We start from the raw sequence: 23,956 nt of genomic DNA on the forward strand, positions 1-23,956 counted from the left end.
TTCGATGCACCTCAAACGAACGAAGGATTCGGCACGTGAGATCGCCGACGGGTTGATCAGACAGGCGAATTTTTGTGCGAGCGTGAGTTCATTTCCTTTCCTTCCAAGTGATCTTTGCGGTTTGCATTTCGATATCGAGAAAGACGCTCGCTGATTCAAACTCTCGCGTGTAAGCGGTGCCATCTTTCACCGCGGGTCCCTTGGGTGGCCCCAAGGGTTTGTCGTATTCAGGGAACCGGGTGAGTCACACGGCGCTGTCGTTGTTGTTCACGCTGTATCCATCATGAGGAAGGAAGTAGCTGTACTTTTCGGCGCAGATCAAGAACAGCGCCAAGCAATACTCCAGACGTGGCTGGATGTTGGCGCCCCGTGCCACTTTCTTGCGACTGTCATCAATCTTCAGCCCTGTGAGCGCCGCGTCACCCAGGCCAATCGACATGGCGATGATCTTCCCCTGACGCGCCGCGGACTGAACGGCATCGATCCCTTTCGCCAAATACTCCACCCGTGTCAGGCCATTGGCCTGGCTCTCAATGCCTTCCAAGTAAGATCCATCAAAGTACCGCATCGTGTCCAAGCCAGAATCTGTCAGCCTGGCTCGGATGACATTGGCCAACAGCATCTTGTGGGGTGGAATCCGGTCCTTCAGATCTTGCATCATCGAGAAGTAGCCGTCGGTAACTTCCTGCTTCTTCTCGGCTCCGATCTCCGCACGAAGGTAGGCTGGCTCAAGGGCTTTGATGTTGCCATCCAAAAAGATCCCGTCGATCTCATCGTGGCTTGCCATTTCCACGCAGTGATCGACCCACCATCGACGGACATCAGGATTAGACAGGTCGTAGATTTCCCGAACGCCACGATGCAGCTTTCGGTTGCCGTCTTTGCCCTGCAGGAAGGCTCCGGGAATGTCCCTCAACCCGTCATTGGTCTTGTAGCCGGAATAGTTGCACATGACATTTCGGTAGTACAGAACACACGTGTCCTCGTTAACAGACTTGATCGCTTTGGCTGCCGCGAGAGACCCCGCCTCGGTGGATCCATGAGTCCGACTCCCCGTGGTCTTCTCCAACGTGATCAAAGGGAATCCGCTCAATTAGTCCAACTCTTCGGGCGTGAAATCGGTCGCCTTTCGAATGTGCATGTACAAAGGGACTCGATCCCAACTGAATGCAGGTCGAGGCGAAGCGGTGCGGTCGTGGACCGTTCCGTTACCTTCGTCGGATGCGGCAGGTGCGTTGTTCACTTCAGCGGCAAAACAACCGGTGAGCCAACACGCGGATACAACTATCACCACTGGCACGATGCATCGACTTCTTCTCATTCTGGATCTTCCTTTTGAGAGTTTCATCCGTTGTTTTGAATTCTGCCGGAACTCACCGGCCAAGCACACTCATGGGTGAAACAGCAAACACGAGCGTCGCCCCAATCAGAACCGGAGACTCATTCCATCGCTGGGTTTGGAAACGATTCTTCCTCTCGAATCGCGACAGGCGTTCGTGTGGGAAGTTGGCAACATCGTAGCGACTACCGTTTCCTGCCGCGTTCATAGCTCCTGTCCCGTCACGAGACGCACCCCGTGCGGACGCTCATGAGAAATGAACATCCAACACTACGAGGTGATTCGAATCACCTCTCAGAAGCAATTCAACCAAAAGCAAATGACACATGGACTTACGACTCAACGACAAAACAGCACTGATCACGGCTTCCTCCGGCGGAATCGGCATGGCCATTGCCAAAAGAATCGCGGCAGAAGGAGCGACGACGATCATCAACGCTCGCAGCACATCGAGCGTTGAGAAAGCGATCAATGAGATCCAAAAGGAACTGCCGGATGCGAAGTTGGTTGGACTGGTCGCCGACAACGGAACCGCGGAAGGCATCGCGACAACGACGGATGAACATCCCAACGTCGACATTCTCATCAACAATCTCGGTATCTTTGAGCCGGTGGATTTTTTCGACCTGACCGACGATCAATGGAACGAGATCTTTGAGATCAACGTGATGAGCGGCGTGCGATTGGCCCGGCACTATTTGAAACGTATGCTCGATCAAAACTCCGGACGGATCGTGTTCATCAGCAGCGAATCGGCGATCGTGCCTTCACCAGAAATGGCGCATTACGCGATGACGAAAACCGCCCAACTCACTCTTTCGCGAAGTCTTGCCCAACTCACGCAAGGAACGAACGTAACCGTGAATTCAGTCTTGCCAGGTTCGACAGCGACACCGGGCGTCCAGAAGTTTGTCGGTGATCTGTTTCCAGACGAAGAGTATGAGTCAGCCGAAAAGCGATTCATGGCGGAGAACCGTCCCACCTCGCTGATCCAACGACTGATCGATCCCGATGAGATCGCAAGCCTCGTCGCGTTTGTCTCCAGCCCGCTCGCTTCGGCCATCAACGGTGCCGCTCTGCGAAGCGATGGCGGCATCGTTCCAACGATCGCTTAACCTTCGGGTGAACCACGCTCCTGGCATCAACAAGGAACTCGATGATGAAGATTGCAATCACTTCCGCCAGCGGTCAACTGGGTGCTGCCATTGTGGAAGCTTCCGTCAAACTGGTCGGCGGCGACAATGTGATCGGATTGGCACGAACGCCGGAAAAAGCTAGCTCGCTCGGCATCGAAATCCGTCCTGGCGATTACAACTCGCCGGCGGACCTGGAGAACTCACTGCAAGGTATCGATTATCTCTTACTGGTGTCAGGGATGGACGCTCCCGAGAAACGCATCCAGCAACATCGCAACGTGATCGAAGCCGCCAAGCGTGCTGGTGTGAGCAAGATTGTTTACACCAGTATCCAAGGGGCCGAACAAGGAACTGCGTTCTCACCCGTCGTTCAAAGCAATCGCCAAACGGAGTCAGACGTCCGTGACAGTGGGCTCGCATGGGTGATCGGCCGCAATGGAATCTACATCGAACCCGACGTCGAATACATCGATCAATACAAAGAACGCGGCGAAGTAGCCAACTGCGCCGGTGACGGAAAGTGCGGCTACACGACGCGGTCGGAACTCGCAGACGCCTACGCGAAAATGCTGACGGAATCAAAGCACAACGGGCAGGTTTACAACCTGCACGGCGAAGCGATCACGCAACAACAGTTGACGACATATCTCAACGAAACGTTCGGAACTGATCTGAGATACCGTCCGATGTCAGTCGACGAATATCGCGCCGACCGAACTGCCGAACTGGGCGAATTCCTTGGGGAAATCATCGCGGGGATTTACGAAGGAATCCGCAATGGTGCGGTCGACAACGAAAGCCACTTCGCCCAAGCATCCGGGCGAGAGCATTTGGACTGGAAAACCTACTTTGACCAACTGAAGCGGTGAGCCACTTCGCAAGGCTCGGACCAACGCGAGTTTGCACAAGCGAGTCTCGCAAAGGATTGCCGATAACATGCCGACGAACAGCAGATCATTCAGGAATCCGTTTCGTCCGTGTTGATTGACTCGGGCGCGATGACATGAACGCTTGATGAGAACTGTTCAATCGCGTCTTGTTGAACGGAATCATTCTCTGAGCGTTTTTCATAAGCATTCGTCTGCTTCCGAGTCCCTAGCTTGCCGATATGGACGACGGGCTCACCAGGCTTGACTGATGGCAAGGTGCTGGCCCCCAACACCACACCGGAAAATGGTGCAAGCAATTGATTCTGGCCCTCGTTGAGCAAGCTGCAATTGGTTGCCAGTGGTTGATCTTTCTTGACCGTTTCTCCCGGTGCAACATGCATTTGCATCAGACCGCCACGCTCGGCACGAATCCATTTGGTGTGGCTGATGACTGTTTGCTTGATCGGCACATCAATTTCGCCGTCGACCATCTCCAGTTTCCGAAGCACGTTGAGGACACCACGCGTCATGCAGTCGATGACGGCGGATTCCATTCGCCAAACTTCACCGCCTTCGACGACGATCGTGGGAACGCCGCGATCAGTCGCTGATCGGCGAAGCGAGCCTTCCGGCCCGGGAGCATCCAGGATGATCCCTGCGCCGAATGCCTCTGCCATCTCAGCACACTTCGGATTGGACAAGTCCGCTCGAGCATTTGGATAGTTGGTGCGACGAACGGCGGCGGTGTGCAAGTCGATTCCGAAATCGCACGGTTCGATCAGCTGGTCAAAGATGGTCCGAGCCATCCGCGAGGACATGCTTCCCGTCTTTGACCCGGGAAAACAGCGATTCAAATCGCGACGGTCGGGTAGATAACGAGAGTGACGCTCGTACCCAAGGATATTGAGGACCGGAACCAGAATCAGCGTTCCGGAATGAAGTTCCCACGAAGCGTCGGAGAGGAGATGCCGGATTGCTCCGGTCCCGTTGAGTTCATCGCCGTGCAGTGCCGCGGTGACAAACACTCGCGGCCCATCATGGATGCCGCGCCGGACGTGAATAGGGATCGTGATGTTCCGGCTGCTGTACGACTCCGAAATCGCCATCTCTGTGTTGAGACGCTCGCCGGGCTCAGGTTCGACGTCGGGAAACAGTTTGGGAGGGAACATAGTGGAAATCGATCGAAAATTCGTTGTGAGTGAAAAGTCGCGCAAACCATGGACGCTCAGCTGCATGAGCATCCAAAGAAGGACTTTGCTTTGTCTGATTGTGTTCTCTGCAAACCTACGATGAAACGGGGGCCCATTTCAACACTTTGTTCGAGCGTTGTCGTGTTCTGGTCCATAGCTCGAAACGGGCTTTGCAAATGACAAAAGAGCCACTCTGCCGCCCGCTCCGTTGTTATGTAGAAACCTTGTGCATTCTTCGTTGGCGAAAGAGCCGTACACCGTCACCTTTTTCGCCCAATCAATGAGCGGGAAAGACGCATCCGGTAAATTTTGTGCCAAGCGTCCCATAGCCGATTCCGGCTAGAACACCTGACAATCGTTTCCCGACCGTTCCCAAGCGAAACCAACTCTACCATTGTGAGCCCTCTACAACCGTTGGTTCTCTGATCAACGGTGACGATTGCATCGAAGTCGTTGCAACTGCCTGGAAGTTCCGAATCTCAGCCCGTCGATCTGTTGCTTGGTCCTGGTGTGGTGCTTTTGCGAAGAATGGTCGTGATCCGGACTTCAATCTGACCGGTCTCACCTCGAATGATCTTTCGCCAATTGGGACACGGGGCAATTCTTCGAACTTGTCGAACCGGTCTCAACTCCGTATCGTATGCGGATCTGAGTCTTTGGTCGGACCTGCATTTCCTATTTAATTGTCTCCCGTTTGGGTGAACAGTGATCCCGTCGATCCGACCATTCACGACTTTCTTGCTCAGCGTCACGCTGTTGCTTGGCCATGCACCGGCTTGGTTGCATGTTGCCACGTGCAACCACGACGTCTGTCATCATGGTCACTGCGATCACGGATATGTCTCTGACGGGCATTCAGCTCACGGGAATGCAGAATCCGGAAACGGCGAGCTCCTTCCGCCGAAGCACCCAGACGCTTTCGCGACGACGGACGACACTCATCAACGATGCTGCCATTTGCATGGTTGCACTGAAACGCAGCCGGCCTCGCCTCAGGGCGAATCGATCGCAACTCCGGTTGAATTGGTCAAAGACGCCCCATCTCAGCACGATTCGCATTCATGCTGGATTTGCCAATCACTCGCCGCTCCCGTTGGCTTGATCGATCATGATCAGGCGATCATTGCGTGCGAGTGGATTGAGTTTGTTTCTTGGCCGATATGCCATTCGGCGGATGTTGATCCGTCCATTTCTTGGCCGCCTCTGCGTGGCCCGCCTTTGCGTCTCGCCTGAGTTTCAGTCACTCCGCATTCGCTGTGCGCCTCGGTTTCCTGACCGAAGGTGCGTCCCATTGTTTGCTCGGTCGCGTCATCACTTTTGGCGGACGGGCAGATGCTGGCAAATGCGAAACCGCTCAACGTCCTGAAAAGGGTGGTTGCTGCTCGGTGTGACTGCGGGCTCGAAACGCAATTCGATGCTTTCCATTGCCCCGCGTGTGCGTTTGCGACGAGCGGCGCCCGGTCCGACCAAACCTGTGTCGATCGACGTGCGCGCCGCGCGGGGCCTTTTAATCTTCCTGCGCACTCACTGAATTTGAATCAAATGATAACCACACCACTCCACACGCGTGACAGACATTCTCGCGGTGCGTTCACACTGGTCGAATTGCTGGTGGTCATCGCCATCATCGGCATCTTGGTCGGTTTGCTCCTTCCTGCCGTTCAGGCCGCCCGCGAAGCGGCACGACGAATGTCATGCAGCAACCAGATGAAACAGATTGCACTGGCGACCCACAACTATGAGAGCTCGTTCAAGTGCATCCCTGCCATGACGGGATCAAGCAGCTATTCCGTGCAAGCTCGAGTCCTGCCATTCATCGAACAAGCTGGCCTGAGCGAACTGATTGACTTTGAGCAGCCACTGCTGGTCGGGCCTCCGTGGGCCGCAGCGTTCAACCCAAATCTCCGTGATGCGGTTGAAACCGTCGTGCCGACATTTCTTTGTGCGAGCGACGCTGGCGATCCAAAGTTCAGCACCACCTTTGCCGACGGGGCAACTGGATTCTCCGGCGGACTGAGCTACATGTTCAGCTACGGCAGCGGCACAGATACCAACTACGACGATCGCTATAAAACCGACGGAATGGTTTGGGAAAACTCGTGGGCGAAATTCCGTGACTGCTTGGACGGTACCAGTCAAACGGTTCTGTTGGCCGAAACGGTCATGGGCGACCAGACCAGCGGCTTGACCGAGCCCACGCCCGCCGGTCCACATCGCCGAATCGCAAATTGGAGCGGTACCAGCGGCAACACCGCACCCAACCCCGGATTTCTCGATGGCGGAACGCTGATTCTGAATCCTGATTTGGAGACGGTATTCCCAACGAAAATCAGCTCGTACACCGGTAACCGCGGCTCAACTTGGATTCGAGGCGTTCCGTACGCCACGGTGATCAATGGGTACATGACGCCTAATTCGAGAATCCCCGACGTCGGCATGCACGGCAGAGGCTTCTATTCGTCGCGGTCGTATCACACCGGCGGATCGATGCACGCGATGCTTGATGGCAGCGTTCATTTCATGACGGATTCAATCGACCGGACCTTGTATCACGCGTTGTTCTCGCGAGACGGACGGGAGGTTGTCCAGTGGCCGTGATCGCTCGCGTCTCCATGTGGACGGCATGGTGCGCCGCCGTCGTTCTTGCTGGCTGTGATGCCTCAACGACCACGTCAACAAGTGAATCTGACACTTATGTGAAGATCCTTTACGACGGCAAACCGCTTGCGAACGTGCAGGTGTTGTTGAAGCAAACCGCCGACGGAACGCCGCTCGCTCGTGCCATCACCAACGAACGAGGCCTGGCATTCGTCACAGAATTACCAAGTCCTGAACCGGAGGATTACGTCGTCGCGATGGAATCCATCAGCGACGGCGGTTGGATGCTCAATCCTTCTGTGATGAAGAAGTTCAGCGACTCGCTTCGACTCAAACCTTTCTCCGAATCGCCTCAACAAACGATCGAACTGCCACGCCGCGCCGTTCAATCACTCGTATCCAAACACTGAAATCCGAAACAAACAATCATGACCATTCGATCATTCATTTTGACCTTTGCCGCACTCTCGCTGATGGGCTCTTCGTCCGTTCACGCCGAAGGCCGCACGATCGCTCGCCTCTTTTGGCAGGATCACCACAACGCCACGCTGAAGTGGGCAGACTTGCAAAAATCGAAGGACGGCTACTCGCTGTCTGAAAAAGACGTCAACGGTTTCCCCGACTTGGACACGGATGACCAAACACTGGTTCAGATGCAGGTCGACGACGGCTTGCTCGTTGTCGGCGTGCGTGACGAAGCCAATGGCGACATCGGCAGCGGATGGGTCGCGGTCGAAACTGGTGCAACGCAAGAAGAACACGGAGACCACTTCCATTGGCGTTTTCTCGAAGCACCATCTGTGCACTCCAAGGTGATTAATAGCGGCCAAGGCAACCCGGCTCATTTGTATCGCTACGGAACATCGTTCGTGATGGCGAACGATCAACGCAACGGGTTCACCGTTTTGGATTCAAAGAGCGTTCGAGATGCGAAGTCACCCACGGAAGCCGGACGGTTCTACGAGGGCGGTGGTGGCCACATCACGTTGGCGGTCGCCGAAGGAAAGGTTGCCTACAGCACCTGGATCGACCGAGAAGGCGAGAATGCTGGCCGCGTCGATGTGGTCGGATTAGCGGAGAATGCCGACAAAGGCTATCGCATCGCATCCCCAACGGGAATTCTTCACGGAGCGACCTATTGCGGCGACAAAGTCTTCTTTGCCCCCAGCGACGGTGTGTGCTGGGTGCGCGCTGATTTGGATGTCGACGATGCGGCAGATTCAATCACAGTGAATCACTTGGAAATCGGAACCGACTCAGACGGCAAACCGCTTCGAACTGGCGCGTTCGCGACGATCGATCACGCGGTTGTTTTTAGCAGCGGCAAAGCGGAGCAGTCGAAACTCTGTTTCATCGATGCGTCTTGTGACACTCTCAAAGTCCAATCATTGTCGATGGAACTGGCCAGCGATCAATCGCTGAAGACGCCTATCGTCGGCAAAGGATCAGGCGGCCGCCCCATCGCATTGTGCTTCGCGGAATCCAAAGAAGCACCGGAAAGCGATCAGCTCTATGTGGTCGACTTGGATCCTGATGGAAATGGTGACTACTCCGACGCAAAGGCTCGAGCCCCAATCGCGGTTGGACCGAGCCAGATCGAAGGGCACTTTGGACATCACGACGCCGTGTTCCTTCCGCGTGGACGTCAAATCGCAGTGACCAACCCAGGTGACGCGAGCATTTGGGTGATCTCACTAAGCGATCAATCAGTGGAAGCCAAGTTTGAATGCGAAGGCATGCCAACCAGCTTGGTTTCGATCTCTGACTGAAGCAGCCCCACGCGATCGACCGACGCCGGATCAATGTCCTTCTCAAGGCCTTGCTCCGGCGTTTGCTCGTTCAGGGCAGCTAGCGAATGCCGTTGATCGACAATGGCACGTAAGGACACCCTTCGAATCGCGTCATAGCCGCGATCGTTGGGATCTTCGATGTTGGTGTAAAACCAATACGTCGGGTCGTTCCATTCGTATGTGCTCCGCCAAAATTGGCGGCAATGCGAGCCGTGCCCCAGGAATGTCTGATGTAGCGGAACGACGTGAACGTGGTCGAACTGATTGGCAACACGTCCAATGACGCTGTTGTACTCCGCATGAATGGCCAAACCATCGGGCCAATCGGGGAGGAAAATGCTGGGTGCATCACCAACACCGTCCGTCGGATCATAGATGTCGCCCAAAAAGATCTGGCATCCGGCGGGAAAGCGATCGCTGATAGACCGCAACATCCGACTCAAACGAGATTCGAATGCGTCGATCCACGGTTGAGATTGTTCAAGCGATGCACCGTACATGGCTCCTTCTTCCGGCGGGCGGCGACCATAGCTGTGGATCAAATCATTCCCGCCGGAGGTCATCACCACTAATCCAAACACATCGTCGGGAAAGGGCTCCAATTCGGTCTCGATGATGCGTTCGTGATCCAGCGAAGTCGAACCGGAGATTGCGACATTGGAAGCGGACAGATTCGGCAAAACCGCGGTCAGGTGCTTGCCTTCCATGTCCGGCCATTCGTCCTTTGGGTTGACACGCAGCCGTTCGAAATAGGAATGCGAATTCGACTTCGCACCGAGACCACGCGTGACACTGTCACCAATCCCCAACAAATGAACTCGATGATCCGTCCAAGTGCTCGCAAACGGTTCGGCATCAATTGCGGGCCCCGCTGGCCCGTCTCCAACCGGTCGACGAAGCTTGAATTCCACGTACGCGGGGACGCCAACAAAGACGATCAGCGCGATACTGAACAGCAAACGTCGACGCAGACGCAATGAGGTTTTCTTCGTACTCATGACACCGCCTCAGGATTGATGGACGTTTCGTTGCGACGAGAACCACGTCGCGTCAACTCGCTTCCACTGCATTCATCTTAACAATGTGCGTGAAAGGATTGTCAGTTGTCCAACGGTCTGGTTGGCATGGGCAGCAGACTCTGCGGCAAATCAATCAGAAACGCGGCTCCGCCCAAGGGACTGTCCTCGATGGTGACCTTGCCGCCCAAGCGGCGACAAATCCGCCGAACGAGCGCCAACCCAAGTCCCGTGCCAGGCTGGGAATCACCGGAGAGTCGATGAAAAGGATCGAACACAAAATTGCGATCGGCAATGGGAATGCCTGGCCCGTCGTCTTCCACTAGAAATTGCACGCGATTGGATTCGTTGGTGATACGAACGCGGACTTTTGAAACGGCGTATTTGCCAGCATTACCAATGAGATTCCCCAGCGCCCGAACCAGCCCAGCTTCGTACGTCACTAAGTCAATGTCCTTTGAGCCGATCGGCCCATCGAACATGATGTCGGGATGCAATGGAGCATGCTGGCCGATCGCATCCATCGCGATTTTGTGAGCTGAGACACGCTCGCGTGGTGCGACTTGAGATTGTTCGTCGGTGCGAGTGTAGTTGAGCAGTTCGGCCACCAAGTCATCCAGTTTGTCGGTGGCTTCATCAATCGAATCAACTCGCTGATTTCGCTTCTCATCGTTATCTGCAGATCGCACCAATTCGGTCGCGAACTTGATGCGAGCCAGCGGTGTGCGAAATTCATGCGAAACTGCCTGCAACAATTCCTTTTGCGAGCTCAACAATGATTCGACTCGTTCAGCCATCGTGTTGAACGCGTCCACGATCGGAAAACTTCGACGACGACGCGTGTCTTTGATCCGCGCGGAGAAGTCACCGTCCGCGATGGCCAACGCCGTTCGCTCCACACTGCGAAGCTGACTCGCGATTGGCCGCATTAAAATCGCGATGGCGATGGCGACCAACAAAAACACACTTCCCAAACCGAGAAGAATGTCGCTGCGTCGAGGGCCGGCAAAACGCGGGAGCGGACCAAGTTCGACGAGCAGCGATGTTCCAGTGAGCGCCACTTCGATGCTCTCTCCAGACAACACCGCTTCGCCATCGTCGAGACGCTGTGACAATCTCGTCGACAGCTTCCGCTGCGAACGATCGACCACCGCGACCGGGTAATCGAACCGAGCCTGAACTTTGGCAACCGTTTCGTCTAAGTTTTGCAAACCGCCCGCGGCGATTTCATCGCGAGCCAGCAGTGCACCACCGCTGAGCGCGCTCTCAATCACCGAAATATTCTGTGCTTCTGTAGTCCCACGAAACACGTAGGCTTGAATGATCCAAGCACTGATCAAGATCAGTAGCACGCCGCAGTAGAACTGGATGAACAAACGAGTCATGCACGGCTCCGATCGCAGCGGTTGATTTCAGTCAACGCAGTATGATTCGCGGTGGCTCACACCCACGTTCCAATCAACCACGAATTTCAACGCATTTTGGTTTGCAAACGCAGCATTTCCAGCATCGCATCAGCGGCCTCGTGGCCTTTGTTGCCCACCGCTCCGCCGCTGCGCTGGATCGCCTGTTCGACGGTATTGCATGTCAGCAAACCAAAGCCCACCGGACGACCGCTTCGAACCGCTTGCTCCATCAACGTGTCACTGACGGCGCGATTGATGTGTTCGTCGTGAGTGGTTTCGCCTTTGATCACGCAACCGAGCGTGATCGCACCGATCACGTCAGCATGCTGAAACGCTTGCTCCACCGCCCAACACAACTCCCAAGCACCTGGTACACGAATCAACCATTGCTTGTCTTCAGGGATGCCGGCGTCGCTCAGCGATTGCAAAGCCGCCTGCACCATCGAGTCACAAATGTTCGCGTTGTAGCGGCTTGCGATGATCGCAACGCGTCCGCTGGGCAAGTTACCGGTGGTTCCATCAATGGAAGGCATTCAAATTCTCTGGGAAAGAATTGGAGTTGGGAGGATGGCGAATTGAGTCTGCGTCCGTTCAGTCTTGAGGATGAACGCTCATCAGAAACTCCGCGTTGTTTTGAGTTTTCCGCATGCGTTTGATCAATTCCGTCATGGAATCAACTGGCGAATGCTCCGCCAAATCGCGACGCAAAGTTTCGATCCGGCGATGCTCTTCTTGATCGAGCAACATCTCTTCGCGACGTGTTCCACTGCGAGTCAGGTCGATCGCGGGCCAAACACGGCGGGCCACCAAGTCTTGATCCAGAACGATTTCCAAGTTGCCGGTGCCCTTGAATTCTTCAAAGATCACATCGTCCATGCGGCTGCCGGTGTCGACCAACGCGGTTGCCAAAATCGTCAGCGAACCGCCTTCTTCGACTTTACGTGCGGAGCCGAAAATCGATTTCGGCTTTTGCATTGCTCCCGCGTCCAAGCCGCCTGTCAGCAGCTTGCCGGTTGCGGAATCACTGTCGCTGTTGAAAGCTCGCGCAAGGCGGGTGATCGAATCCAGGAAGATAACAACGTCGGTTCCCGATTCGACCATTCGCTTGGCTTTTTCGACCACCATCTGAGCGACTTGAATGTGTCGCGCCGGAGGCTCGTCAAAAGTACTGCTGATCACTTCGCACTGCGGCGATTGGATCTCACGTTCCATGTCCGTCACCTCTTCGGGACGTTCATCGATCAACAGAACCACGACATAGGCATCGGGATAGTTGTTCAGCACTCCACGCGCGAGACTTTGCATCAACATGGTTTTACCGGCACGAGGCGGGCTGACAATCAAACCACGTTGACCAAATCCGATCGGCGTGAAGAGATCCACCACCCGCGTGCTGAGTTCTTGCGAGTCGTGTTCGGTCACGATGCGAGTGCGCGGATGCAGCGGCGTCAGATCGTCAAACGGTTTCTGCCGTTGTCGCTGCATCGGATCCGCGTGATTGATCGCTTCGATTCGCAGCAGAGCGAAGTAGCGTTCGTTTTCTTTTGGCGGACGAATCTGCCCGGCGACATGCGACCCGGTGTGCAGTCCGAAACGTCGGATTTGGCTGGGTGACACATAGATGTCATCGGGACACGAAAGGTAGTGATACTGAGCGCTGCGCAAGAAACCAAACCCATCGGGCAAGATTTCAAGCGTGCCTTCGCCGTACATCAAACCGTTCGCGCTCATTCTCGCTTTCAGCAGACGGAAGACGAGCTCTTGTCGAGGAAGCGCCGCGATCTCTTGCAGCCCTTCGGTTTCGGCAAGAGCCAACAACTCGTCATGCTCAAGCTTTTGCAAATCGTTGATATTCAACGCTTGCTTGGGCGATTGATCTTTTGCTGGAATGCCGACTCGACCGCCAGCACGCGTCACTTCGCTGACAATTTCTTCGGGCAACGAAAGCGGATCGCGTTCAGCGTCTAATTCGCGAACACGTTTATCGACATCTTTGTCTGGGTGGCGCATACGGCGATTGCTACGACGAGCATTGCGCGCCGGACCCGGCGTGGAGGAAGGTTCCATGAGGAGAGAACCAAATCGGTAGGATGAAAAGAGAGGAGGACGGATGAGAGCCATCCGGGAGGGGTGCAACGTTGGATGCCAACGTCACAGTTCATAGTTTAAACGAATGCATGCCCCCTGTCAGGCGTAATTATGAGGGGGCTGTGAAGATGGCGTCACAATCACCACAGAGCAACGGCTTCGGTCATTTGTGTGCCTTAGGCGACTTGGCGGAGGTTTTAGCCCGTATCCGTGGTCGGCATCGCCACGTCTCGTTAGACATTGGAACCGTCGTTTAGGTTCAGAAGTCCACGGTTGTCCAGGTACAAAGCCCAAACCAATCGCGTCGCCATTGACCGGTAAGGACGCCACCGGTCCGCCCTCTGGATAATGGCATCGAAGTCGTCGTACTGGCCGCCGTCCAATTCCTCGACTCCCTTGAGCAGTCCCAGGTCGCCAAAAGGAAGAATGTCGGGACGGTTCAGTGCGGACATCAGGTAAACCTCCGCACTCCAACGGCCGATCCCCAGTCGCGCCGTCAGCTGATCCCGAGCCTCTTGGTCTGACATACCAGGAAGTCGATCGAGCACAAAACGGCCGTCCACGATGTCAGCGGCCAACTGATTCAGATAGCGATGCTTCTGCCGACTGACGCCGCACGCTCGCGTTTGCTGAGCCGAAAGACGGACGATTCCCCGTGGTGTTAGCGGCCCCTCGAGAAGCTGCTGCAACTTGTGAAGAGTGGACTCTGCTGAGCGCAACGAAACCTGCTGCTCGAGGACGATCCGCGCCAACGTTTCAAATCCCGCGGGGCGTCGCCAGGACGGCGGATCGCCCAAGCGTCGCCAAACCAAGTGCAGCGAAGGGTCCGTTTCCGCAAGCGCCAGAAGCGCTTCCATCCACCCTCCCTCCACCGGCCAAACGGCCTGCTTATTTTCTAGGCTCCGACCACTGCCGGCTGCCCGCGACTTAGGCATGAATAGTTTTGGCATGAGGCTCAGATTGAAAGGACCAACATTTCTTCAACTTTTAAACCGTTACCCACATGTCACTTACAACCTTTTCGAAGAATGCCATTTTGCTTTTGGCCCAAAGTGTGCCAATAGCCATCCTCCGAAAAGAAGTGCTTCCCAAAAGGACAACGCACGACTCACGAGCGATTCAGGATGGCCCGGGCAGGAGTTGGACGGTGGACGGCGGCGCAGCACTTGGTTCGAAACGATTCGGCATGGTGAAAGATTCACTTTGGCAATGGGTGCCGAAGGCAACGTGTCGTGTCACACCAACTGTCTTACGAGAAGGAAGACCACATGAGTTCGATCTCAGCATTTACAACACAAGAGCTTAGCGGCGGGCCGACAGGGTTCCGTTTCGCTTGGCTCACAATGGTTCTCCTTGTGGGGATGATGGGGATCGGCGGTTCACTCGCGTCGGTAGCTTCGGCTCAGGACGAGCCAGCGGCTGCAACGGATACTGCAGAAGTCGCCGACGCGGGTGACGCTGATTCAGAGGAACCCGCGGCGGACGCGGGAGTAGGGTACGCCTTCGACAATGGCTTCCTGTTTCTCTGTGCCGTTTTGGTTCTCTTCATGCAGGCCGGCTTCGCCATGGTCGAAGTGGGACTGAACTCCTCCAAGAACACCGTCAACATTCTCTCCAAGAACTTGATGGACTTGTCCGTCGGAGCGTTGCTGTTCTTCTTCGTCGGCTTCGGGTTGATGTACCCCGGCAGCTATGGCGACGTCACGAACGGGTACTTCGCATTCGGCGGAACCGGGATCTATGACTCCAGCCCCGACCAAACATTCTCACCACAAGTCGATTGGTTCTTCCAAGCCGTCTTTGCCGCCACCGCCGCAACAATCGTTTCCGGTGCTGTTGCTGGCCGAATGAAATTCAATGCTTACTTGATATACAGCGCCATCCTCACCGGCTTGATCTACCCGATTAGCGGTTTCTGGAAATGGGGCGGCGGATGGTTGATGCAGTTCGGTGAACAAGCCGCTGACGGCAGCTTCGCAATGGGCTTCCAAGACTTTGCTGGTTCGGCCGTCGTTCACGCAGTCGGTGGTTTCGCTGGCTTGGCCGGTGCGATTTTCCTCGGCCCTCGCCTGGGTCGCTACACCGCCGAAGGCAAAAGCGTTCCATTGCCAGGTCACAACGTCGCTTTCGCTGCTCTGGGTGTGTTCATCCTGTGGGTGGGGTGGTACGGATTCAACCCTGGTAGCCAACTGGCTTTCCAATCTTCAGCTGACATTGACGCAACCGTCTTCATCGCTGTGAACACAACACTCGCCGCAGCTGCAGGTGTCATCGTTGCAACCGCTGTTTCTTGGGGCCTGTTCGGCAAACCAGACTTGACCATGGGCCTGAACGGTGCACTGGGCGGATTGGTTGGCATCACGGCATGCTGTGACGCGATGAGCAACTCGATGTCGATCGTCGTCGGTGCCGTTGCCGGTGCCTTGGTCGTGCTCAGCATTGTTGTTTTGGACAAAGTCAAAATCGACGATCCAGTCGGTGCTTTCCCTGTCCACGGCGTCTGTGGTGTTTGGGGCTGCATGGCTCTCGGCATCTTGCCAAACGCTCACCTCGAATCTGAGTCAACCAACTTCATGATTCAGTTGATCGGAACCGCTTCGATCTGTGCTTGGGCCTTCATCTCGATGTCGGTCGTCTTCGGTGTTCTCAAAGCTGTAGGCATGCTGCGAGTCTCGCCCCAAGAAGAACAAGCAGGCTTGGACATCAGCGAGCACGGAATGCACGCTTACCCATCGGACGCCGTCGCTGGCGGTTCGGTGATTTAGTTCTACCCACCGCAGTGATGTCGCCGGATGTGCCGTTACACACCCGGCGGCGTCGCAGCGCGGTGCTTTTGAACTTCTCGGCTCTTGCCTGGGCCAGAAGAAGCCCCAATGGTCCGTGACAGGTGTCCGCCTCACCTGTTGCGGATCGGGGTCTTTTTTTTGCGCTGACGGTGGCTTTGTCACCCGGTCTACGCGAAAAACATGCGATCGTCTAAATTCACTGGTTGGCGATCGATGCCATCAGCTTTCGGTCAGCGATCAGGAGCGGACCTGATTGCCGAAAGGGCACCTTCTTTGCCCGTTCGATTGGCTTGCTCGAATCGCCCGCACGCGACTTCTGGTTTGTACCGTCCATGAAATTGATCATTGCCATCGTTCAGCCTTCCAAATTGGACGCCATCAAAGAGGCGTTGACTCGCGTGGAGGTGCACCGACTAACCGTCGTGGATTGCCAAGGGTTTGGACGTCAACGCGGCCAAACCGGATCCATGCGAGGCCGCGATTATGGCGTCAGCCTGCTACGCAAAGTGCAATTGCAAATCGGGGTCAACGAAGAGTTTGTTCAACCGACCATTGATGCAATCTTGGAAGGCGGACGTAGCGGAGAGAGCGGCGAAATTGGCGACGGAAAAATCTTCGTTCTGCCGATGGACGACTGCGTCCGGATCCGAACCGGCGAACGCGGCGGAGAAGCAATCTAGCGTTCGACCCAGGTGAGCTCGCCCCGTTTCGCGAATTCCATCGTGGGACACGGAGAATGGTATCATCGCCTTTCCACTCGAAAGGACCCAAGATGCCATTCAATTTGCCCCGCCTGCTCGCCTCCGTCCTCTGCCTTCCTCTTCTTTCCACCCTAGCACTCCCTTCCATCGGAGTTGCCCAGGAAGAAAATCCGCCGAGCGCGGATACCAGCGAAACGGCACAGCTTCCACCAACGGGACTTCATCTGTTCCTACTAGCCGGTCAGTCCAACATGGCCGGACGAGGAAAGATCGCCGACGAAGACCTACAACCTCACCCACGAGTTCTGGTCTTCAACAAAGCAGGTGAATGGGCCCCAGCGATCGCGCCACTTCATTTTGATAAACCAAGAATTGCCGGCGTGGGACTCGGCCGGACTTTCGCAATTGAATACGCGGAGAACAATCCGCAGGCGACGGTTGGCTTGATTCCATGCGCTGTTGGCGGTTCATCGCTGGACGTCTGGCAACCGGGCGGTTTCCACGAATCAACCAACACGCATCCCTACGACGATTGCATGAAGCGGATGCAACAAGCAATCGTGGCGGGCGAATTGAAAGGGATCCTTTGGCACCAAGGCGAATCGGATTCGAACCCAGCCCTATCAAAGACCTACCAATCCAAACTTAACGAACTCTTTGAACGATTTCGGACGGAGTTTGGCTCGCCCAACGTCCCCATCGTGATTGGGCAACTCGGGCAATTCACCGAAAAGCCCTGGGATGAGTCCCGTAAATTGGTCGACCAAGCGCATCGAACTTTACCCGATCGAATGACCAATACCGTTTTCGTCCATTCGGATGGCCTTGGGCATAAAGGCGACCAAACCCATTTCTCTGCCGAGGCATATCGCGAATTTGGCCATCGTTACTTTCTCGCCTATCAACAACTCACTGGCTCATCCAATGAATGATTCACGATGCCAAATCGAACGCGTTTCTAGGGCTCTCATCGCGTTGGTGATCACATTGGCGTTTACGGCCTCCAGCCACGCTGACGAACCACTGAAACGATTGCGAGTCAGCGACGATGGCCGCATGTTTGTGACCGACGACTCCGAAAAGCCCTTCGCGATTTGGGGAGTGAACTACGACCACGACGAGTCCGGTCGTCTGCTAGACGAGTACTGGATCGATGAGTGGGACAAAGTGGTTGAGGACTTTGAAGAGATCAAACAACTGGGTGCCAATTGCGTTCGCATTCATCTGCAAATCGGGCTTTACATGGAATCACCCGAGAAAGCTTCAGCAGCTCAAGCCAAGCAACTCGAACGTCTGCTCAAACTGGCAGACTCAAAGCAACTGTACTTGGACATCACCGGTTTGGCCTGCTACCACAAATCAAACATTCCCGACTGGTTGAACGAACTGAGCGAAGCCGATCGCTGGAAGGCACAAGCGATGTTTTGGTCCGAGGTTTCAAATGTTTGTTCAGGAAGCCCCGTCGTTTTCTGTTACGACTTGATGAACGAACCGATCCTGCCCGGGGAAAAACCCGAGTCAGATTGGTTGGCCGGCGAACTCGGTGGCAAGTTCTTTGTGCAACGACTGGCGTTGGACCGCATGGGAAGAAGCCGCGAGCAGATCGCAGAGGCCTGGGTCAACCAAATGGTCGACGCAATCCGCGAACAGGACTCCGACACGATGATCACTGTCGGCGTGATCCCGTGGGTGTTTGCATTTGGCGGGGGAAAGCCACTCTTCTATTCACCGACCGTTGGCAAACACCTGGACTTTGTATCGGTGCACTTTTATCCCGAAAAAGGGAAAATAGATCATGCATTGAAGTCATTGAAGGCTTACGAAGTCGGCAAACCACTGGTCGTTGAAGAGATGTTTCCGATGAAAAGTGGAATCGATGAATTGACAACCTTTGTCCGTCAATCTCGGCCCCATGTCGATGGCTGGATCAGTTTCTACTGGGGAGCAACCGCGGATGAGCTTCGCGCCAAAGAAGATGGAGGCATCGCAGAAGCGATCACCGCAAAATGGCTGAACACATTCCAAGAACTGTCGTCGGAGATTCGATCTCAATCGGATCGCTGAGTAAAAACACGCGTCTCCTCCGCCCGATAACGCGGCATTGGGTGGCATCAAACCGCGGGACGAAAGAGCTTTCAGACTCCATCCACCGATCTGAAGTGTGCCGTGATTTGGCCACCCGATCCTTCGTCGACTGATTGCAGATCAACAACCTTCGAACCAACAGCGAACCATTCCATGCGTCGATGCCCCCTCGGAGCGATCGCCCTCGCGTTCTCATTGCTTCCTACCGTGGTCGCCGAAGAACTGCCGACGATCAACGACGAAAGAGCGAGTGAACGCTTCGAGTTTCGACTCACCTACAACGTTGATTTCTCTCAACCAGATGCTTTGAAACCCGAGGGTGGACTGCTTCGCCGAGAAGACATGGGCGTCAGCAACAATGCGGGACAGCACCGCCAAGGCGAAGGCCGACGCCACGCGGCGTGGTACGACCGGTATCAGGAACAGACTGCGATGGTCGAGAATGGTGTACTCATCCAACGTGGTTACGTTGCTGACTCGATTATCGATGGTTTTTCCAGCCGCGATGCTGGAGAATCACCGCGAAATTTTGCATACATCGATCCGGACCCAAACGACGCAGCCCGTGGCGAGGTGAACTTTGCGGACTTCGAAATCCACACTTCCTGGTTCGACACCTTCGCGCTGAAAAGCGTGGACGGCCAACAAGTTCCCGTCGAACGAACGGACCAACTGGTCGCCAAGAACCAATTTTGGGGCCAACCAGGCAAGACCGACACCGAATCTCCAAACATCAAATTTCAGCCGGGAACGTTCTTCGAAATCGAAATCAACTTCGAGGGCATGGAAGCGCTCGCCCACCGACATTCGTTTTGGTTGATGCCAGCTTCAGAGCAGAGCAAGGCTTACGACGATGATCCAGCCAACGGATTGGAGATCGATATCTACGAACACGAAATGGTCGTCGAGAAGGGATCCCCCGAAGCAGAACCCCGCAACAATATTTTGCTGATGAAATGCATCGGTGGCAAAACAGATCCGCCATCAACATTCAACGAACTTCGCGAAGATGGCAAAACGTCGATCGAGGTTCCAGACATCAACAAAGGCTGGCACAAAATCGGTTTGTTCTGGAGCAAAAAGGCCTTGATCTGGTTTGTCGACGGGAAAGCCGTGGTGCGAGACACCAAGCTGGTACCAACCGTGCCCATGTATTTGATCCTCTCGCGAGAAGCGAACACCGGCGCAGGCCTTTCAACTGACCACCAAAACCTTCGTGCCGATGGTGAGCGCATTCCCATTGACGCGGGACTCTACGGCAGAAACGTTGCCACGCCCAAAAATCGTGACCTAATTAAACAGGGTCGCGATGAAGTTCGAGTTCGAAGCGTCCGCGCGTGGACGATTCAACCTCGGACTTAGCCCCAGCAAGAAAATCGTATCTCTGCGATCATCGCGGACACAGATATCATCCGCTGCGAGTCTCACTGCGGGAAATAAAAAAGGGCATTGGCCCTCACGAGCCAACACCCTTTTGATTGATTCAGCAATTGCGAACTCGAGCGAGATCAGCCCGCCATTCGCGTGATTCGATTGTGAGGTGCTGCCAATTCTTCCGCGGTCGGCTGGTAGCGGAACTGCATCAAGTAGGCGTCTTCGGTTGCGTCGTCATAGAAGTCACGCAAAACCGAGATGGCTTTGAAGCCAAGCGACTTGAAGAACAACTGTGCTTCCAAGTTCGTCTCACGAACTTCCAACATGATTCGGTTGCGACGTTCTTGGGACAGCTTGCCCAACAATTTTCGCATCATCGTGTTGCCGATTCCGCGACGGCGATAGTCGCTGTGAACGGCGAAGTTCAGGATGTGCAAACGATTTTTGTGCAATTCATAAATCATGAATCCGGCGACGCGTTCATCACATTCGGCCACCATGCCGATGCAATTGCGTTGGCGGAGACATCGGATGAAGTCATCCTCGGACCAAGCGAACTCAAAGCAGTTGGTCTCAATCCCCAAGACATCCGGCATATCGCGGCGAATCATCCAGCGGATATGTGCGGCCTGCCCAGTCGAACTCAGGCCAGTTTTTTGCGTGTTTTCCACGTCGGACTCCCTTCCGGTTCTGTGAAGATCGCATCGCCGTTTGCGGGGGCCTTCCTGGCTCACCGGCGATGAGGCCAAAATTAGCAGAACCCTTTGACCGCACCAAGATGAAATTCCATTGCGAATTTTCGCATTCAAAATGGCAATCGAGGCAAAATACGTCGTCAAATGCAGCAGTTAGAGAAACTACGCAGTCCGTTGCCGAAAACGGTTGATCAATCGGTGGTCGGATTGTTTTGGTGCCAAGACACATGATCGAGCGACATTCGCACGCTCTCCAAGCGATAATCCGGAGCGGTCAGTGGAGGATCGTGCTCAATGACATAGCTCGCAATTTCATCGGTCTGATGAGCCAATTGCCAATCGACTTCTTCCACCGATGGCAAGAAACGATCAAGAAATGATCGATTGACGATGTAGCTGTATGCACCAGTGATTTCGTCAGGGGGACACATCAGCAGATGCGGAGCGACAAGCCGATTCAGGTTGGCTTGGCTAGAAAACTGCGGGTTGTTGTAGGACAGATGACAAAGGTCCCACTCAATCTCATCGGGGATATCGACGTCATCCAAAAAGCGAAAGAAATCCGGATGAATCGTGACGTCGTCCTCCAGAATAATGATCGGCAACTGATGTTCGGCTCGATCGTAGAACTGAATGTGCGACAGAGTGCACGCGGCTGTTCCCCAAAGATGTTGCAAATCCGTTCGCCAGCGTCCCTGCAACACGTCCGGAAGTCCTCGATGCTCGAAGTCTTCCGTTTGCGGCGTTTTCGCTTGGATGATTTGCGAATTCCGAAAACCAGCACGACGCAAATGTTGTTCAACTTGGTTGACACGGTCACGCGACTGCTCGTCGAGCGTGCTGATGACAAACGTCGGTGTGTCTTCGTCAATGTTTTTCATAAACGGCTCATCGAACAATCGCGAATTGTGTCAGCGATCGAGCATTCCCGTGCACAACCGGTATCAAATGACCGGATCGATTGACGACAAGGCCATCTGGCATGACGCGAACTTCGCCACGCTGACGGTCGTGCACGCAGTAGTTCCAGTCCTCCGGAACTTCGATCCAACGTGTTGGGTCACTGTGGCAATAAAGATTCAACGCAGTTTGGTCACCCCAATCCGTGGTGCCACGTAGAGCGTTGTCTCGCAACAGAATCGCTTCGCCAAAATATCGGCTTAGAGTTCGGGCCGTTCCGGCGCCGAATCCGCTGTTGAGAAACGGATTGGAAGCAAACAGTTCAAACGCACGTCGCCGCATCGTGGGATTTTCGATCGTACGCGTCCATCCGCGAATGGCGTTGTTAGAAGGAAAACCGCGAGGCTCTCGGACCGCCAGAATCTTGTCTGGGTACTGTTGGGTGTGCTGCCAAAGCGAATCCAGTCGGCCCTGGAACAACACGTCGCCCGCATCCCAGTATGCCACTGGTGTTTCGGCAGGCAGCTCCGACACGATGTCTCGAAAATCAACCAGACGTCTGACGGGAGGAAGTTGACCGTTGTACCGCCGGCGAATGAATCGCACGTTCGGTAAGCGTTGGATTCGATCCATTTCGGTCGGGTACAAACCGTATCCGACCGCGATGACTTCTTGATTGTTGCCAGCAGCTCGAAGTGTTCGCAGAAACACATTCTGGAAACGGTAGATATCGCGGCGATTGAACGCGACCAAAACTTTCGCGTTCTTGATCGCTTCGGGATCATCCAAAGCAATTGAAGATTTCACAGAAGACAAATTGCCCGTCTCGCAGCATCCGCAGGATTGACGAGCTGACAAGTGCCATGCTCTGGCACCGCTTAAATAGTCGATTCTCGCGCCGCGACGGCGGATGTCTTCGCACCGGCAAAGACATTCGCACTTCCCAGGTTCCCATCGAAATGGATCTCGCAGCAACGCAGATCGGCGAAACAAGGTCGCCCCCATCGCCACATGTCGCGAATGTCGATGGGATGATGATTCGCCCAAGTAGTCAGCCGCAAACGCTCCGTAGTTGGATCGCGCAATCAATCCATGGTGCAAACGAGAGACGCAGTCCTTGGCGAGAACAACATCGTCATCCAAAAACATCAAAAACTCAGATCGTGATCGACGGACCGCCTCATTCCGCGTTCGAGCAATCGTGGCGATTCGACTGGCATCGCCAACGAGAGGCTGCCCAACGACGCGGTGCACGTTCAATCGAACACCGACCTGCGAGTTGATCGCATCGCGAACCGAATCGTGGAGCGGACCGTCGTCTCGGGTCAGCAACGCCAGATCGATTGAAGGCAAAGAATTCATCGATCCGCCTCAGTGACAACCAGCGGTATTCCCCGGTGGATCCATGTTGTAGTGGTTGACCGAGCGGTCCTCCGGAAGCGGCGGGTAAAACTCTGCGCTTTCCGCCGCGGTCATGCCAGCTTCCATTTCGAGAAGTGATTGCCCGCTTTCTCGAACGAAGAGAATGCCTTCCACCTTCGTCCGGTCCAGCATCAATTGAGCCTTCTGGCCGAGCTGAATGCCTTCGAACCACTCTCCCTTATCGAAATCGACATCCGTCGGCGACTTGGGAACGAACAGAGACTTCACGTCGCTCGGAAAGAATGTTCGTTTGATTGAAAGCTTCGGCGACAACTTTTGATGCGCGACCACCAGCATTGGATAAGTGCCATCATCGCATTTCTCAAACGAGATGGTGGCGAGCTCAGGAAACCGAGGCGGAATGGAAATGGTGCCTGACAAAGCCATCGCACGAAGTTGCTCGGGACTTTTACTCATGATGTTGGCCTCGGATAAGATACTAATGGACGGTTCGTTAGCCCCACTGGAATGGAAGGCTATTCCTTTTCGACACGGCATGCAAGTTTCCGAGCATGTGTTGAGCGAGAACGGGCCAACGTTTTTCGTTTCTTCCCGCCGATC

At 54.9% G+C, this 23,956-nt stretch carries 24 protein-coding genes; 11 read left to right on the forward strand and 13 right to left on the reverse strand.

Annotation, left to right across the window (positions count from 1 at the left end; translation table 11 throughout):
• Window positions 1-244 precede the first annotated feature (244 nt).
• Together RB_RS28065 and RB_RS28070 are read right to left on the reverse strand one after the other, a co-directional pair.
• A complete protein-coding gene (locus RB_RS28065) occupies window positions 245-1,093 on the reverse strand; it encodes a putative glycoside hydrolase (RefSeq protein WP_276664699.1) in 849 nt (282 codons plus the stop codon).
• Window positions 1,094-1,321 carry a hypothetical protein gene (locus tag RB_RS28070; protein WP_231846369.1) on the reverse strand — a complete coding sequence of 76 codons (228 nt, stop codon included), beginning with the start codon at window positions 1,319-1,321 and terminating at the stop codon, window positions 1,094-1,096.
• 344 nt (window positions 1,322-1,665) lie between these two features.
• Between RB_RS28070 and RB_RS09990 the strand changes: the two genes are divergently transcribed.
• Together RB_RS09990 and RB_RS09995 are read left to right on the forward strand one after the other, a co-directional pair.
• Window positions 1,666-2,454, forward strand: a complete 789-nt coding sequence (locus RB_RS09990; protein WP_011120207.1) for an SDR family NAD(P)-dependent oxidoreductase — start codon at window positions 1,666-1,668, stop codon at window positions 2,452-2,454.
• A 41-nt stretch (window positions 2,455-2,495) separates the two neighbouring features.
• Window positions 2,496-3,344: an SDR family oxidoreductase gene (locus RB_RS09995; RefSeq protein WP_011120208.1), complete on the forward strand. Its 849-nt coding sequence runs from the start codon at window positions 2,496-2,498 to the stop codon at window positions 3,342-3,344.
• 89 nt (window positions 3,345-3,433) lie between these two features.
• Here RB_RS09995 and RB_RS10000 read toward each other — a convergent pair whose 3' ends face one another.
• On the reverse strand, window positions 3,434-4,513 hold the full coding sequence (locus RB_RS10000; protein WP_037227959.1) for a succinylglutamate desuccinylase/aspartoacylase family protein: 1,080 nt from the start codon (window positions 4,511-4,513) through the stop codon (window positions 3,434-3,436).
• A 726-nt stretch (window positions 4,514-5,239) separates the two neighbouring features.
• Between RB_RS10000 and RB_RS10005 the strand changes: the two genes are divergently transcribed.
• From RB_RS10005 to RB_RS10020, 4 genes are all read left to right on the forward strand, one after another.
• On the forward strand, window positions 5,240-5,767 hold the full coding sequence (locus RB_RS10005) for a hypothetical protein (RefSeq protein WP_011120212.1): 528 nt from the start codon (window positions 5,240-5,242) through the stop codon (window positions 5,765-5,767).
• A gap of 309 nt (window positions 5,768-6,076) precedes the next feature.
• The gene (locus RB_RS10010) at window positions 6,077-7,132 is read left to right on the forward strand and encodes a DUF1559 family PulG-like putative transporter (protein ID WP_164921814.1); all 1,056 of its coding nucleotides are present in this window, start codon (window positions 6,077-6,079) and stop codon (window positions 7,130-7,132) included.
• Window positions 7,123-7,542 carry a hypothetical protein gene (locus tag RB_RS10015; protein ID WP_011120216.1) on the forward strand — a complete coding sequence of 140 codons (420 nt, stop codon included), beginning with the start codon at window positions 7,123-7,125 and terminating at the stop codon, window positions 7,540-7,542. Before RB_RS10010 ends, RB_RS10015 begins: the two co-directional genes overlap by 10 nt.
• Before the next feature lie 18 nt (window positions 7,543-7,560).
• A complete protein-coding gene (locus tag RB_RS10020) occupies window positions 7,561-8,901 on the forward strand; it encodes a hypothetical protein (protein WP_011120217.1) in 1,341 nt (446 codons plus the stop codon).
• Here the strand turns inward: RB_RS10020 and RB_RS10025 are convergent.
• The 5 genes from RB_RS10025 to RB_RS10045 all read right to left on the reverse strand — a co-directional run bounded on the left by RB_RS10025 (window position 8,835) and on the right by RB_RS10045 (window position 14,289).
• Window positions 8,835-9,920: an SGNH/GDSL hydrolase family protein gene (locus RB_RS10025; protein WP_011120218.1), complete on the reverse strand. Its 1,086-nt coding sequence runs from the start codon at window positions 9,918-9,920 to the stop codon at window positions 8,835-8,837. The two genes, RB_RS10020 and RB_RS10025, sit on opposite strands and share 67 nt — an antisense overlap.
• Before the next feature lie 101 nt (window positions 9,921-10,021).
• Window positions 10,022-11,323 (reverse strand): ATP-binding protein, encoded by a 1,302-nt coding sequence (locus RB_RS10030; protein ID WP_011120219.1) that lies wholly within the window; start codon window positions 11,321-11,323, stop codon window positions 10,022-10,024.
• Window positions 11,324-11,409: 86 nt separating this feature from the next.
• Complete coding sequence (gene ribH, locus RB_RS10035; protein ID WP_011120220.1) at window positions 11,410-11,877, reverse strand: 6,7-dimethyl-8-ribityllumazine synthase; 468 nt, start codon at window positions 11,875-11,877, stop codon at window positions 11,410-11,412.
• A 58-nt stretch (window positions 11,878-11,935) separates the two neighbouring features.
• Window positions 11,936-13,354, reverse strand: coding sequence for a transcription termination factor Rho (gene rho, locus RB_RS10040; protein WP_164921815.1), 1,419 nt, complete (start codon window positions 13,352-13,354; stop codon window positions 11,936-11,938).
• Window positions 13,355-13,665: 311 nt separating this feature from the next.
• A complete protein-coding gene (locus RB_RS10045) occupies window positions 13,666-14,289 on the reverse strand; it encodes a DNA-3-methyladenine glycosylase family protein (RefSeq protein WP_007337759.1) in 624 nt (207 codons plus the stop codon).
• Window positions 14,290-14,793: 504 nt separating this feature from the next.
• Between RB_RS10045 and RB_RS10050 the strand changes: the two genes are divergently transcribed.
• Window positions 14,794-16,197, forward strand: a complete 1,404-nt coding sequence (locus RB_RS10050; RefSeq protein ID WP_164922808.1) for an ammonium transporter — start codon at window positions 14,794-14,796, stop codon at window positions 16,195-16,197.
• Between the two features lie 217 nt (window positions 16,198-16,414).
• Here RB_RS10050 and RB_RS27745 read toward each other — a convergent pair whose 3' ends face one another.
• On the reverse strand, window positions 16,415-16,552 hold the full coding sequence (locus RB_RS27745) for a hypothetical protein (protein ID WP_007334110.1): 138 nt from the start codon (window positions 16,550-16,552) through the stop codon (window positions 16,415-16,417).
• Between RB_RS27745 and RB_RS10055 the strand changes: the two genes are divergently transcribed.
• The 4 genes from RB_RS10055 (at window position 16,551) to RB_RS10070 (ending at window position 20,366) form a co-directional block, all read left to right on the forward strand.
• Complete coding sequence (locus tag RB_RS10055; protein ID WP_007327264.1) at window positions 16,551-16,898, forward strand: P-II family nitrogen regulator; 348 nt, start codon at window positions 16,551-16,553, stop codon at window positions 16,896-16,898. The two genes, RB_RS27745 and RB_RS10055, sit on opposite strands and share 2 nt — an antisense overlap.
• A 92-nt stretch (window positions 16,899-16,990) precedes the next feature.
• Window positions 16,991-17,851: a sialate O-acetylesterase gene (locus RB_RS10060; protein WP_164921816.1), complete on the forward strand. Its 861-nt coding sequence runs from the start codon at window positions 16,991-16,993 to the stop codon at window positions 17,849-17,851.
• Entirely contained in the window at window positions 17,844-18,983 is a 1,140-nt protein-coding gene (locus RB_RS10065; RefSeq protein ID WP_164921817.1) for a cellulase family glycosylhydrolase, read from the forward strand. Before RB_RS10060 ends, RB_RS10065 begins: the two co-directional genes overlap by 8 nt.
• 174 nt (window positions 18,984-19,157) lie before the next feature.
• Window positions 19,158-20,366, forward strand: coding sequence for a glycoside hydrolase family 16 protein (locus RB_RS10070; RefSeq protein ID WP_164921818.1), 1,209 nt, complete (start codon window positions 19,158-19,160; stop codon window positions 20,364-20,366).
• Window positions 20,367-20,512: 146 nt separating this feature from the next.
• On the opposite strand, the gene rimI is transcribed toward RB_RS10070, so the two are convergent.
• The 4 genes from rimI to RB_RS10090 form a co-directional block, all read right to left on the reverse strand.
• Entirely contained in the window at window positions 20,513-20,989 is a 477-nt protein-coding gene (gene rimI / locus RB_RS10075; protein WP_007327259.1) for a ribosomal protein S18-alanine N-acetyltransferase, read from the reverse strand.
• A 275-nt stretch (window positions 20,990-21,264) separates the two neighbouring features.
• Window positions 21,265-21,954, reverse strand: coding sequence for a glycosyltransferase family 25 protein (locus RB_RS10080; protein ID WP_164921819.1), 690 nt, complete (start codon window positions 21,952-21,954; stop codon window positions 21,265-21,267).
• A 7-nt stretch (window positions 21,955-21,961) separates the two neighbouring features.
• Window positions 21,962-23,335: a glycosyltransferase family 2 protein gene (locus tag RB_RS10085; RefSeq protein WP_011120232.1), complete on the reverse strand. Its 1,374-nt coding sequence runs from the start codon at window positions 23,333-23,335 to the stop codon at window positions 21,962-21,964.
• Between the two features lie 9 nt (window positions 23,336-23,344).
• A complete protein-coding gene (locus RB_RS10090) occupies window positions 23,345-23,812 on the reverse strand; it encodes a hypothetical protein (RefSeq protein WP_007334104.1) in 468 nt (155 codons plus the stop codon).
• Between the last annotated feature and the right edge of the window lie 144 nt (window positions 23,813-23,956).

It is taken from the genome of Rhodopirellula baltica SH 1 (assembly GCF_000196115.1).
GTDB classification, from domain to species: domain Bacteria; phylum Planctomycetota; class Planctomycetia; order Pirellulales; family Pirellulaceae; genus Rhodopirellula; species Rhodopirellula baltica.